13 protein-coding genes are annotated in these 13,314 nt (G+C 58.9%); 5 read left to right on the top strand and 8 right to left on the bottom strand.

Features of this window, described 5'->3' with window-relative positions; genetic code table 11:
• Positions 1 to 6 precede the first annotated feature (6 nt).
• Both AC1RL4_RS23130 and AC1RL4_RS23125 read right to left on the bottom strand, forming a co-directional pair.
• Positions 7 to 1,188 carry an amino acid ABC transporter permease gene (locus tag AC1RL4_RS23130; protein WP_019581093.1) on the bottom strand — a complete coding sequence of 394 codons (1,182 nt, stop codon included), beginning with the start codon at positions 1,186 to 1,188 and terminating at the stop codon, positions 7 to 9.
• 65 nt (positions 1,189 to 1,253) lie between these two features.
• The gene (locus tag AC1RL4_RS23125) at positions 1,254 to 2,285 is read right to left on the bottom strand and encodes an amino acid ABC transporter substrate-binding protein (RefSeq protein WP_019581094.1); all 1,032 of its coding nucleotides are present in this window, start codon (positions 2,283 to 2,285) and stop codon (positions 1,254 to 1,256) included.
• Positions 2,286 to 2,754: 469 nt separating this feature from the next.
• Between AC1RL4_RS23125 and AC1RL4_RS23120 the strand changes: the two genes are divergently transcribed.
• From AC1RL4_RS23120 to AC1RL4_RS23100, 5 genes are all read left to right on the top strand, one after another.
• On the top strand, positions 2,755 to 3,411 hold the full coding sequence (locus AC1RL4_RS23120) for an alpha/beta hydrolase (RefSeq protein WP_019581095.1): 657 nt from the start codon (positions 2,755 to 2,757) through the stop codon (positions 3,409 to 3,411).
• Positions 3,412 to 3,496: 85 nt separating this feature from the next.
• Positions 3,497 to 4,984: an ATP-dependent RNA helicase RhlB gene (gene rhlB, locus AC1RL4_RS23115; protein WP_019581096.1), complete on the top strand. Its 1,488-nt coding sequence runs from the start codon at positions 3,497 to 3,499 to the stop codon at positions 4,982 to 4,984.
• Positions 4,985 to 5,123: 139 nt separating this feature from the next.
• Positions 5,124 to 6,071, top strand: a complete 948-nt coding sequence (locus AC1RL4_RS23110; RefSeq protein ID WP_026331848.1) for an ornithine cyclodeaminase family protein — start codon at positions 5,124 to 5,126, stop codon at positions 6,069 to 6,071.
• Between the two features lie 60 nt (positions 6,072 to 6,131).
• Positions 6,132 to 7,259 carry an NAD(P)/FAD-dependent oxidoreductase gene (locus AC1RL4_RS23105; RefSeq protein ID WP_230174281.1) on the top strand — a complete coding sequence of 376 codons (1,128 nt, stop codon included), beginning with the start codon at positions 6,132 to 6,134 and terminating at the stop codon, positions 7,257 to 7,259.
• Between the two features lie 93 nt (positions 7,260 to 7,352).
• Positions 7,353 to 7,994, top strand: coding sequence for a helix-turn-helix transcriptional regulator (locus AC1RL4_RS23100; protein ID WP_018927115.1), 642 nt, complete (start codon positions 7,353 to 7,355; stop codon positions 7,992 to 7,994).
• An 86-nt stretch (positions 7,995 to 8,080) separates the two neighbouring features.
• On the opposite strand, the gene AC1RL4_RS23095 is transcribed toward AC1RL4_RS23100, so the two are convergent.
• The 6 genes from AC1RL4_RS23095 to AC1RL4_RS23070 form a co-directional block, all read right to left on the bottom strand.
• Complete coding sequence (locus tag AC1RL4_RS23095) at positions 8,081 to 8,857, bottom strand: ABC transporter substrate-binding protein (protein ID WP_019581099.1); 777 nt, start codon at positions 8,855 to 8,857, stop codon at positions 8,081 to 8,083.
• 238 nt (positions 8,858 to 9,095) lie between these two features.
• Positions 9,096 to 9,548, bottom strand: a complete 453-nt coding sequence (gene moaE, locus AC1RL4_RS23090) for a molybdopterin synthase catalytic subunit MoaE (protein WP_204125439.1) — start codon at positions 9,546 to 9,548, stop codon at positions 9,096 to 9,098.
• Positions 9,549 to 9,551: 3 nt separating this feature from the next.
• Positions 9,552 to 9,794 carry a molybdopterin converting factor subunit 1 gene (gene moaD, locus AC1RL4_RS23085; RefSeq protein WP_018927118.1) on the bottom strand — a complete coding sequence of 81 codons (243 nt, stop codon included), beginning with the start codon at positions 9,792 to 9,794 and terminating at the stop codon, positions 9,552 to 9,554.
• Entirely contained in the window at positions 9,791 to 10,264 is a 474-nt protein-coding gene (gene moaC / locus AC1RL4_RS23080) for a cyclic pyranopterin monophosphate synthase MoaC (RefSeq protein WP_028940343.1), read from the bottom strand. Before moaC ends, moaD begins: the two co-directional genes overlap by 4 nt.
• Positions 10,265 to 10,367: 103 nt before the next feature.
• Positions 10,368 to 11,759 carry a PhoH family protein gene (locus tag AC1RL4_RS23075; RefSeq protein ID WP_018927120.1) on the bottom strand — a complete coding sequence of 464 codons (1,392 nt, stop codon included), beginning with the start codon at positions 11,757 to 11,759 and terminating at the stop codon, positions 10,368 to 10,370.
• Positions 11,760 to 12,094: 335 nt separating this feature from the next.
• Positions 12,095 to 13,219 carry a polysaccharide deacetylase family protein gene (locus tag AC1RL4_RS23070; RefSeq protein ID WP_230174280.1) on the bottom strand — a complete coding sequence of 375 codons (1,125 nt, stop codon included), beginning with the start codon at positions 13,217 to 13,219 and terminating at the stop codon, positions 12,095 to 12,097.
• Between the last annotated feature and the right edge of the window lie 95 nt (positions 13,220 to 13,314).

Genomic DNA, 13,314 nt, shown 5'->3' with positions numbered 1-13,314 from the left:
TCTTCCTTACCGCTCGATCAGCGCAATGCGCTTGTTGTACCAGTTCATCAGCAGGGAAATGCTGATACTGATCGCCAGGTACACGCTCATGGTGATGGCAATGACTTCGATCGCCTGTCCGGTCTGGTTCAGCACCGTACCAGCAAACAACGACACCATCTCCGGATAACCGATACCGGCCGCCAGCGAGGAGTTTTTCGCCAGGTTCAGGTATTGGCTGGTCAGCGGCGGAATGATCACGCGCAGGGCTTGCGGGATGATCACCTTGCGCAGGGTCGGACCGTTGCGCAGCCCCAGCGAGTGAGCCGCTTCGGTCTGGCCGTGGCTGACCGACTTGATGCCCGAACGCACGATTTCGGCGATGAACGCCGCGGTGTACACGGTCAGGGCCAGGGTCAGTGCCAGCAGTTCAGGGATCAGCACCCAGCCGCCTACAAAGTTGAAACCTTGCAGCTGTGGCATTTCCCAATGCAGCGGCGCGCCGAAGATCAATGCGCACAACGCAGGGATCACCAGGAACATCGCCAGGCCTACCCAGAACTTGTGGAACGGTACGCCGGTCTCTTCGAAACGCTTGTTGGCCCAGCGGCACATCAGCACGATCGCAACAATGGCCACGACGATGCTCACCACAAACGGCCAGAAACCGTTCGCTGTCAACGCTGCCGGCATGTTCAGGCCGCGGCTGCTGACGAAGAAGGTGTCGCCGAAGTTATGGCTATTGCGCGGCCCCGGCATGGTGAGGAACACCGCGAAGTACCAGAACAGGATTTGCAGCAGCGGCGGAATGTTACGGAAGACCTCGACATAAACCGTCGCCATCTTGGCAATGATCCAGTTCTTCGACAGTCGTGCCACACCGACGATGAAACCGAGGATCGTCGCCAGGATCACGCCGATGAACGTCACCAGCAAGGTGTTGAGCAGGCCGATGACAAACACCCGGGCATAGCTGTCCGATTCGGTATAGTCGATCAGGTGCTGAGCGATGCCGAAACCGGCGCTGCGCTCAAGAAAGCTAAAACCGGAGGTAATGCCCCGGTGTTGCAGGTTGGTTTGAGTGTTGTCGAACAGGTACCAACCCATCCCGACCACGGCGAGAACCGTAATAATCTGAAACAGCCACGCACGCACTCGCGGATCGCTGAGGCTGAACCTCTGCTTTGGTGCGCCGATTGAATTTTGCATGAAGTGCCCCGGAAATAATGGAACAGAACATCACCCGGTGGTTGGCCCACCGGGTGATAGAACCATCAGCGCACTGGTGGTGCGTATTGAATGCCGCCGTTGGTCCACAGGGCGTTCAAGCCACGGTCGATTTCCAGCGGAGTGCCCTTGCCGAGGTTTCTCTCGAAGACTTCGCCGTAGTTACCGACTTGCTTGACGATTTTCACCACCCAGTCTTTCGGCAGCTTCAGATCCTTGCCGTACTCACCGTCGGCGCCCAGCAGACGAGCAACGTCCGGGTTCTTGGTCGACTTGGCTTCTGCCTCGACGTTTTTCGAAGAGATACCGGCTTCTTCGGCGTTGAGCATCGCGTAGCCAACCCAACGAACGATTGCCAGCCACTCATCGTCGCCGTTACGCACGACCGGCCCCAAAGGCTCTTTGGAGATGGTTTCAGGCAGCACGATGTAATCTTTCGGCGAGGCCAGTTTGCTGCGCTGTGCATACAACTGGGACTTGTCGGAGGTCAGCACGTCGCAACGACCGGATTCCAGCGACTTGGCGCTTTCATCGGAAGTGTCGAAGGTGATCGGGGTGTACTTCAGGCCGTTGGCGCGGAAGTAGTCGGACACGTTCAGCTCGGTGGTGGTACCGGCTTGAATACAGATGGTCGCGCCATCCAGTTCCTTGGCACTTTTCACGCCCAGCTTGCTGTTGGCCAGGAAGCCTACGCCGTCGTAATAGGTGATGAAGCCAGGAAACTTCAGGCCCATGCCCGCATCACGGGAGCTGGTCATGGTGGAGTTGCGCGACAGCATGTCGATTTCGCCGGATTGCAGAGCAGTGAAACGCTCCTTGGCATTCAACTGGCTGAATTTGACCTTGGTCGCATCACCAAACACTGCAGCAGCTACAGCGCGGCAGAAGTCAGCATCGATGCCAACGATCTTGCCGGTAGAGTCCGGAACCGAGAAACCCGGCAAACCGTCACTCACACCGCACTGTACAAAACCTTTCTTCTGCACTGCATCCAGGGTTGCACCCGCCTGAGCGAACCCACTGACACCGAGCACTGCTGCTGCAGTCACGATGGCCAGGGTGGATTTCAACATCTTCATTCAAACCTCCAGTTTTGCTCTTGTTGTGTCGGAGCTTGAGCCCTGTCGCACCCTTTTGAGGCGTTGCTGACCCTTGTTGGCTTTTTTTAGGGTCAACCGACGTAAGGACCGTCGCTATGAGTCTAGTAGGAGAAAATCCACATCATGGATAACTCACTTCTCACCAATCGGCCGAACGGGCTGTAGCCCTTTCACGTTCGCGAAGCCCGTAGCGGCCACTGGCGAACATCCATCACCGGATTCTTTGCTATCCCACGACTAGCCATACACTGATAGTGTTACCGCCAGGCACGAGATTGGTTGCACAGGGTTCCCCATAGCAAAGCCCGTACCAGACCGCTCGCTAAAGCGATTCAGCGACAGGTCAATAGCAAAACTTTCAACCTTGCGACATCTTCTTAACTGATCAACCGATTGCGCACTCGAACCTCGCACACAATGAGAGCGCACGCACAACAATGGAGCAGACATGACCGAGCCCCTGATTCTTCAACCCGTCAAGCCCGCAGACGCCTGCGTAATCTGGCTGCATGGGCTGGGTGCCGACCGCTACGATTTTTTGCCGGTAGCTGAAGCGCTACAGGAAAACCTGCTCACTACCCGTTTCGTTTTGCCCCAGGCTCCGACCCGCGCTGTCACCATTAATGGTGGCTACGAGATGCCAAGCTGGTACGACATATTGGCCATGAGCCCGGCACGCGCCATCAGCCGCGAGCAGTTGGAGGAGTCCGCGCAACGGGTCGTGGATTTGATTGAAGTGCAGAAGGCCAGCGGAATAGACGCCTCGCGGATCTTTCTCGCCGGTTTTTCCCAGGGCGGCGCCGTGGTTTTGCACACAGCCTTCCTGAAATGGCAGGGACCGTTGGGCGGTGTACTTGCGCTCTCGACTTATGCCCCGACATTCAGCGATGAACTGGAGCTTTCCGCCAGCCAGCAGCGCATTCCCGTGTTGTCGTTGCATGGTCAGTATGATGACGTCGTGCAAAACTCCATGGGCCGGACCGCCTACGAGTATTTAAAGCAGCATGGTGTCACCGTGACATGGCAGGAATACCCAATGGGCCACGAAGTGTTACCCGAAGAAATTCGCGACATCGGCGTCTGGATCGCCGAGCGTTTGCGCTAAAAGCTACCCTTTGATCCATCGCACTACGCCGCGCCCGATTCTTGCATTACACTGGCCGGCGTACATTCCTTAACCAATTGATGAGATGACCGTGCTCAAAGCACTCAAGAAAATGTTCGGTAAAAGCGAGGCTGAGCAGCTCGCGCCAGGCTCCAGCGCTCCTTCTCATACCCCCAGCCACCGTACCGACGGTAATCAGCCTGGCCGGACCGCAACCGTAGCGGCACCGAAACACGAGCCGGTGACCACACCGACCGCCCCCTCTGCTCCGGCCATTGTCTCTGAACAGCCGCGCAGCGAAGCCCCGAAACCGGCAAAACCACGCCGCGAACCGAAGCCAAAGGCGCCGGTCATCCCCTGGAAACTCGAAGACTTCGTCGTCGAACCCCAGGAAGGCAAAACCCGCTTCCACGATTTCAAACTCGCCCCCGAGCTGATGCACGCCATTCAGGACCTGGGCTTTCCTTATTGCACGCCGATCCAGGCACAGGTGCTTGGCTTCACCCTCGCGGGCAAAGACGCCATCGGTCGTGCCCAGACCGGTACCGGCAAGACCGCCGCGTTCCTGATTTCGATCATCACGCAGCTGCTGCAAACCCCGCCGCCCAAAGAACGCTACATGGGTGAACCGCGAGCACTGATCATCGCCCCGACCCGGGAACTGGTAGTGCAAATCGCCAAGGACGCGGCCGACCTGACCAAGTACACCGGCCTCAACGTCATGACGTTTGTCGGCGGCATGGACTTCGACAAGCAGCTCAAGCACCTCGAAGCCCGTCACTGCGACATCCTCGTGGCCACTCCGGGCCGCTTGCTCGACTTCAACCAGCGCGGCGACGTGCACCTGGACATGGTCGAAGTCATGGTGCTGGACGAAGCCGACCGGATGCTCGACATGGGTTTCATCCCGCAAGTGCGTCAGATCATTCGCCAGACCCCACCGAAGAGCGAGCGTCAGACGCTGTTGTTCTCCGCGACCTTCACCGACGACGTGATGAACCTGGCCAAGCAATGGACCACCGACCCGTCGATCGTCGAGATCGAAGCGCAGAACGTGGCCAGCGAAAACGTCGAGCAACACATCTACGCGGTGGCCGGCGCCGACAAATACAAACTGCTCTATAACCTGGTCAACGATAACGGCTGGGAACGGGTGATGGTCTTCGCCAACCGCAAGGACGAAGTGCGGCGCATCGAAGAACGCCTGGTGCGCGATGGCGTCAACGCCGCGCAACTGTCTGGCGATGTGCCGCAGCACAAACGCATCAAGACCCTGGAAGGTTTCCGCGAAGGCAAGATCCGGGTGCTGGTCGCCACCGATGTGGCCGGTCGCGGCATTCACATCGACGGCATCAGCCACGTGATCAACTTCACCCTGCCGGAAGTCCCGGACGACTACGTGCATCGCATCGGTCGTACTGGTCGTGCCGGCGCCGATGGTGTATCCATCAGCTTTGCCGGTGAAGACGACTCCTACCAGCTACCGTCCATCGAGGCGCTGTTGGGTCGCAAGATCAGTTGTGAAACGCCACCGACGCATCTGCTGCGGGCGGTTGAGCGCAAGCGCCCATAACACGGGTCGCAGAATAAAAGGCGCAGCCGGAGACGGACTGCGCTTTTTTTTCGTCCGGTTTCTTCAACAGGAGCTTGCTCGAGACAACTAAAAGTCCATAATGGACAAATTAGTTTACTTTCAGCACCCGGAGCCGACCATGCCCAGCACGCCTTACGTCATCACCCAACCCCAGGCCCGCGAACTGCTGGCGCAAGTCGACGTGCCGCAGATCCTGCGCAAGCTGTTCCGCGACCTGGCCGCCGGGCAAGCCGTGCAACCGGCCCAGCAGTTGGTGGAATTCCCGAAAGGTGCCGGGGACTTCATCAACTACTTGGGCGTGCTGGCCGAAGACGGCGTGTATGGCGTCAAGACATCGCCCTACATCGTGCGTGAGCAAGGCCCATTGGTGACCGCCTGGACGCTGTTGATGTCGATGCAGACCGGCCAGCCGCTGCTGCTCTGCGATGCCGGTGAACTGACCACCGCACGCACCGCGGCAACGACGGCGGTGGCGGTCGATGCCCTCGCCCCGCTCAAGGCCCAACGCCTGGCAATCATCGGCAGCGGCAAGGTGGCCCAGGCGCACCTGCACTATGTGAAGAACCTGCGAGACTGGCAAAGCATCAGCCTGTATTCGCCGAGCTTGCGCGGCAAGAACGCCGAAGCGCTGGCGCAACTCAAAAGCCTCGATCCACGGCTGACCCTCGCCGACAGTTGCGAAACCGCGATTCAAGACGCCGACGTGATCATGCTTTGTACTTCGTCCGCCGGCCCGGTGATCGACCCGTCCATGTTGAGCAAACCGGCGTTGATCACGTCCATCAGCACCAATGCTCCGCGTGCCCATGAAGTGCCGCCGCAGAGCCTCAATGACATGCAGGTATTCTGCGACTATCGCCAGACCACCCCGGGCTCGGCCGGCGAAATGCTGATCGCCGGTGAACAGCATGGCTGGGACAAGCGCTCGATAGTCGGCGACCTGCCCGACTTGCTCAGCGGAAAAGTGCAGCGCCCGGACTACGACCGACCTGTGTTCTTCCGCTCCATCGGCCTGGGCCTGGAAGACATCGCACTGGCCAATGCCATTTACCGCCTACTGGGCTAACACCCGTTCCCACAGGGATCCCCAACAATTTCGGCATTTACGCCCCATCAGGAGACGTTCATGAGCCAGGCAGACTTCATCATTATCGGCGGCGGGATTGCCGGTGCTTCCACCGGTTTCTGGCTGTCGCAGCACGGACGGGTGATTGTGCTCGAGAGCGAATCCCATCCGGCCTATCACTCCACCGGACGCTCGGCGGCGCTCTACACCGCCGCCTACGGCACGCCTCAGGTTCGGGCATTGACCCTGGCCAGCCGCGATTTCTTCGATGCACCACCGCCCGGTTTCTGCGAACACCCGCTGCTGACCCCGCGCGGTGAGATGACCGTCGACTTCACGGGCGATCCGGCCGAGCTGAACAATCAATACCTGAGCGCCAAAGCCACCGTGCCGCAGATGCAACTGCTCAGCGCCGACGAAGCCTGTGCGCGCCTGCCGATCCTGCGTCGGGAAAAAGTCCATGGCGCGATCTACGACCCAACCGCCAGCGACATCGATACCGATGCCCTGCATCAAGGCTATCTGCGCGGTATCCGGCGCAATAAAGGCGAGGTGCATACCGACAGCGAAGTGCTGAGCCTGACCCGGGATGCCGAAGGGCTGTGGCAGGTTCAAACCGCCACTCAAACCTTCAGCGCCCCGATCATTATCAATGCCGCCGGCGCCTGGGCCGACAAGGTTGGCGTGCTGGCTGGCGCGCGGCCTCTGGGCCTGCAGCCCAAGCGTCGGGCAGCCTTTATCTTCGCCGGCCCCGAGGGCCTGGATAGCCATGACTGGCCAATGCTGGTCAGCCTCGATGAATCGTTCTACATGAAACCCGACGCCGGCATGTTCCTCGGCTCACCGGCCAACGCCGACCCGGTGGAGCCGCACGACGTGCAGCCCGAAGAACTGGACATCGCCATGGGCATCTACCAGATCGAAGAGGCGACCACCCTGACCATCCGCCGCCCGACCCGCACCTGGGCCGGCTTGCGCAGTTTCGTGCACGACGGGGATTTGCTGTCCGGCTTCGATCAACACGTACCGGGCCTGTTCTGGGTGGCGGGACAAGGCGGCTACGGCATCCAGACGTCACCGGCCATGGGCCAGGCCAGTGCTGCACTGGTACGCGGCGAAGCCTTGCCCGAACAGCTCACCCGTTTCGGTCTGGACGCCGCCATGCTCTCCCCCGCCCGCCTGGGTTGATCCTGATCCTCAGGTGACGTGCCCACACGATTGCGGCAAACTTCCAGTGTCCCTTTTTAAAGGGGCACTGACGCTGGCCTGGAGCTCCACTGTATGAACGCACCTGAAAAAAACTCGGCCCTGGACAATGTGTCCATGGACAACTTCCGCGCGATTGCCGATGCCATCGCCACGTTGTTCTTCCCTCACGCCGAGGTGGTGCTGCACGACCTGCGCACACAAAAGGTCGACTACATCGCCAACAACCTGTCCAAACGGGAAATTGGAGACGACTCGTCGCTGGAGGACATGCTCAGCGAAGAGGTCAGTGAACGAAACATCGGGCCGTACGAAAAGCTCAACTGGGACGGCCAGAAAATTCGCAGCCTCAGCAGCGTACTGCGCGACAGTGAGGGGCAACCGCTGGCGGTGCTGTGCATCAATCTGAATATCTCGTTATTCGAGAACGCGAAAGCGGCGCTGGACTTGTTCCTGTCGCCGACCAAGCTGATTCCGCAACCGGACTCACTGTTTCGCGATGACTGGCAGGAACGGATCAACACTTTTCTGCATGCCTGGCTGCGCGAGCGCCAGTTGAGCCTGAATGTGCTGACCCGCGACCACAAACGCGAACTGGTGCTGGCGCTGCACGCCGAAGGCGCCTTCAAAGGCAAAAGCGCCTCCAACTACGTGGCCAATGTACTGAACATGGGCCGGGCGACGGTGTACAAGCATTTGAAGGAATTGAAAGGCTGAAAATCAAAAGATCGCAGGTTGCGCCAGCTCCTACAGAGAAATGTGGTCCTCTTTAGGAGCTGCCGAAGGCTGCGATCTTTTTCCGATCAATCGCCGTAGATGTCGGACTTGAAGTACTTCTCCGAAATCTTCTGGTATTCGCCACTGGCGCGAATGCCGTCGATGGCCGCGTTCAGTTCACTGACCAACTCGGTGTTGCCCTTGCGCACGGCAATCCCGGCGCCCTCACCCACGTATTTCGGATCCTTGAGTTCCGGCCCGACAAAGGCGTAACCCTTGCCACGCGGCATTGACAGGAAATCACTCAATGGAATGGTGTCGGCAAAAATGGCATCGAGGCGACCGGCAGCCAGGTCCATGTAGATTTCTTCGTTGTTGCCGTAACGCTTGACGTTGATGCCCTTCGGTTCGAAAACCTCGGTGGCGTAACGGTCCGTGGTGGTTGCGCGTTGTACGCCGACCGTCTTGCCCTTGAGGCTGGCGTACTGGTCATCAACCGCCGCGCCTTCCTTCATCACCAGTCGCGATGAGGTGAAGTAGTACTTGTGGGTGAAATCCACCGACTTCTTACGGTCTTCATTGATGGTCATGGACGACAGCGCCATGTCGATTTTTTTCACTTTCAGGGAAGGAATCAGACCGTCGAATTCGCCTTCGACCCACACACACTTGACCTTCATCTGCGCGCACAGGGCGTTGCCGATGTCGTAGTCGAAACCGACAATTTCACCTTTGTCGGTTTTCGACGCGAACGGCGGATAGGCCGCTTCAATACCGATGCGCAGGCTTTTCTCGGCAGCGAACACGCTACTGCACGCCAACAGGCTCAGGGCCAGACCGGTGATGAGGGGGAATTTCTTCATGTTCGTTCTCTCGCGGGTTGTTGTTGGTTTGGCAAGACAGAAGAAAAAGCTGAAACAGGGAGCGCCTTTTTTGTACTTATAAATCCATACTGGACTTTTATGTATCAACCGTCAATCGGACGCATAAAGATCTTCCAGCCTCTGGTCGGGAGGGGAATCAGTGGGGTTTTGGGTGATGCAGAAGGCCTCTTCGCGGTCCGACTTGCCCGCGAAGGCGTATTCGAAAGCACTAGAAAAATTACTGCTTCCAGCGATCCGCCGCCGCATGATCGCTGTCGCGCCCTTCAACCCAGCGCGGGCCATCACGGGTGTTTTCTTTCTTCCAGAATGGCGCGCGGGTTTTCAGGTAGTCCATGACAAAGGCACAGGCATCGAACGCTGCCTGACGGTGAGCGCTGGCGGCACCGACGAATACGATCGGCTCGCCCGGCTCCAGCGCGCCGATGCGATGCAGCACTTCCAGCTTCAACAGCGGCCAGCGTTGCTCGGCCTCCGCAGCAATCTTGCCCAGGGCTTTTTCGGTCATGCCCGGGTAGTGCTCCAGAAACATCCCGGCGACGTCCAGGCCGTCATTGAAGTCGCGTACATAGCCGACAAAACTCACCACCGCACCAACGCCCACATTGGCCGCGTGCATGGCGTTGACCTCAGCGCCCGGGTCGAACGGCGTGGGCTGCACACGAATCGCCATGGCTCAGCCCCCGGTCACGGTTGGAAAGAAAGCCACTTCATCGCCATCGCCGACCGGTTCATCGAGCTGGCAGAGGTCTTCATTGCGGGCGCACATCAGGTTCTGCTCGCTCAACACCTCGGCGCCTTCACGTTGGGCCAGCAGTGCACGCACATCGTCGACCGTGGCGAAATCACCTTCAACCTTCACCGAATCCACGCCGAGCGCCTCACGGTAACGGGCAAAAAACTTCACGGTCACGTTCATGGCTGCTCCGCCTGGAAATGGCCGCTCTTGCCGCCGAGTTTTTCCAGCAGCCGCACACTCTCGATGGTCATGCCGCGGTCCACGGCTTTGCACATGTCATAGATGGTCAACGCCGCGACACTGGCGGCGGTCAGCGCTTCCATCTCGACGCCGGTCTGCCCGGACAACTTGCAGCGCGCCACGATGCGCACGGTGTCGTCGCCTTCGGCACTGAGTTCGACCTTGACGCCGGTGAGCATCAACGGATGGCACAGAGGAATCAGATCACTGGTTTTCTTCGCCGCCTGGATGCCGGCGATCCGCGCCACGGCGAACACGTCACCCTTGGGATGGCCGCCGCTGACGATCAACTGCAGGGTTTCGGGCAGCATGCGCACCAGCGCTTGGGCCGTCGCTTCGCGGAACGTCACGGCTTTTTCGGTGACGTCGACCATATTGGCGCGACCTTGGGAATCGAGATGAGTCAGCACAGCGTTACTCCTGATCAGGAGCATCGATTGTAAACCTGCGGGTCAATTTTCCGCACCCATAAAAAACCGGGCGGCTTCGGGCCGCCCGGTTCTGTGGTGAGGGTTACAGATGCGATTCGGCGTATTCGGCCAGAATCGAACGTGGCACCCCTTGCAGGGTGATGTGTACACCGTTGGGGAAGTCTTTGAAGCGTTCGGTCAGGTACGTCAGCCCGGAGCTGGTCGCGGACAGGTAAGGGGTGTCGATCTGCGCCAGGTTGCCCAGGCACACCACTTTGGAACCGGCGCCAGCACGGGTGATGATGGTTTTCATCTGGTGCGGCGTGAGGTTCTGGCATTCATCGATCAGGATCAGACTCTGCTGGAAGCTACGGCCTCGAATGTAGTTGAGGGATTTGAACTGCAACGGCACTTTGCTGAGGATGTAGTCGACGCTGCCATGGGTGTTTTCGTCATCCATGTGCAAGGCTTCGAGGTTGTCGGTGATGGCGCCCAGCCAAGGCTCCATCTTTTCCGCTTCGGTGCCGGGCAGGAAACCGATTTCCTGGTCGAGCCCCTGCACGCTGCGGGTGGCAATGATGCGCCGGTAGCGTTTGCTGACCATGGTCTGCTCGATGGCCGCCGCCAGGGCCAGGATGGTTTTACCGGAACCGGCCGCGCCGGACAGGTTCACCAGATGAATGTCCGGATCGAGCAAGGCGTACAGCGCCAGGCTTTGATAGATGTCACGCGGTTTCAGGCCCCAGGCTTCCTGGTGCAACAGAGGCTCCTGATGCAGGTCGAGGATCAATAACTTGTCGACCTGGATTTCCTTGATCCAGCCGACAAAGCCCTGTTCGTCGATGATGAACTCGTTAACGTGCACGGCAGGCAGGTTGTCGATCAGCTGCACCTGATGCCAGGTGCGGCCATGATCCTGCCGGGTTTCGACTTTACTCACCCGGTCCCAGAAGGAGCCGGTCATGTTGTGGTAACCGTTGGGCAGCAACGAAACGTCGTCGACCAGTTGGTCGGTACTGTAGTCCTCGGCCGCGATCCCACAAGCCCGGGCCTTGAGGCGCATGTTGATATCTTTTGTAACCAGCACCACGGGCAGTTTTGCATCACGTGCGCGCAGGTCGATCAACTGGTTGATGATGATGTTGTCGTTAAGGTGCTCGGGCAGAATGATGTTCGGCTCGGCACGCTTGCTCATCAGAATTGACAGCAAGCCCTTGGGCCCACCCTTGCCACGCTGGATCGGAACGCCGAGTTCGACGTCTTCGGGGCTGGCATCGCCCAGGGTCTTGTCGATCAGCCGAATGGCCTGGCGGCATTCCGCTGCAACGCTGTGAGGCCCGCTCTTGAGCTTGTCCAGCTCTTCAAGCACGGTCATCGGGATCGCGACGTGGTGTTCTTCGAAGTTAAGCAGGGCGTTTGGATCGTGAATCAATACGTTGGTATCGAGTACATAAAGGATTGGCTGGTTGGAAGGGCTACGTCCGTGATCATCCATACTCGGTCACCTTTGTGGGAGCCAGTCGACGCAATACCATGACAGTGCTGCGCCTCGAAGTGGCCACCGAAATCACCTGCTCAGACTCAAGTGATTGCAACCCAAACGGAGTCTTGGAAGACGCCACCTGTGTTGCAGGTTTCGGCGGTCTGTCTTCGTAATACTCCAAAACACATGACAGAAAAAAGCACTTTGACGTTTTTTTGAAGTTTATTTTTCAGAATGACCAATAGCACTTGGCGGACTGCCAGCACCCCGCTAAAGTCGGAAGTCCGCCTGCATCGAAATCTCCTCCAAAAACGTCCCTGCCCCAATGTTTACGGGCTTTCCCCGTTTCAGCGAAACGCGTCCTGACAGTTTTCCCAACCGATCCCGCTCGGCGCCGTTTGCGTCATGAGCCAAGGTAACGCGGTTTTCAGCGCATCCTGCTTCACATTGAAATTGATCACCCCGTGCCGCCATAGCAGCATCAGCGTCAGCACCCGTTGCGCACTCTGGCTGCCCTTGAGCTTGCCGGCGCCGTCCTGGGCATCGATGTCCCACAATGCCACCTGCAAACCCTGAGACCTGAAGAAGCCTTCAGCATCGGACCGACGCTGGCCATCGGGCGGACGAAACAGCGGCACGTAATTCTCCGGCAGCTTGCCCTTGACCAGCTCGGCGCTGCGTCGCACCGAGTCCTGCCAGTCTTGCCAATGGCTGTGGGAACGGAACTCCCAGCCCTGCACGCCAACGCATTGCTGCGAATAGGTCCCTTGCAGGCTGGTCGCCGAACCTTCAGCCAGACGGGCCTGGATGTCCTTGCCGAGGACGAAGAACGTCGCGCTCATGTTCGATTTGCGCAGGTACTCGGTGACCCAGGCAGTGTTATCCGGCACGGCATTGGCAGCGCTGTCGAAAGTCAGCAGGAACAGGCGATCATTCATCGCATCGCCATTGCGCTCATAGTCGCCAAAACGATCGACTTCGCTGCTGGTCTGCGGAAACAGCGCGGCCTTGCGCAATTGCTCGTCCAGATACTGGGCGTGGAACAGCCGGCTCGGCTCGGCCCACTTGATGTAGTAGCTGTCGTTGCTGATCTGAAACTTGGCCGCTTGCTCACGCAAGGTATCCATGTCCTCGACCAGGAAACAGAAAGAGGCATCCTGATCGCAACTCTGCTGGGCGAAGTTGTAGTTGCTCAGCAACCGCTGCCACATGCGTTGGCGCAGCTGGTTAACCGACTCCAGATTGACGGTGCGCAGGCCCAGGTGTTGGGCCAGGCTTGCCTCATCGAGCGATTCGCTGGCGAGCAGGACGCGGGCGAACATGAGGATTTCGGCCCGGGAGGCAACGTCGAACAGGGTCGGGTTGCTGAGCTGCTCAGGCCAGGTGCTGCGATCCAGCGTCGCCACATCGCCCGGCGCCGCCTGAGCGCCGAAACTCAACAGCGAGGCGAAGAATAGAAAAACGATACGCAATGGGATGTCTCCATAACAATACCCGCGCGGCACTATATCCGATCCCGCTCACATTCCCGCACCAGCACCGATCTCCGACAGTACATAGCCACCGA

Source organism: Pseudomonas sp. GW822-FHT07A10, from assembly GCF_058798795.1.
The sequence above is the reverse complement of the archived record's forward strand: the minus strand, read 5'-3'. Positions and strand labels throughout refer to the sequence as shown.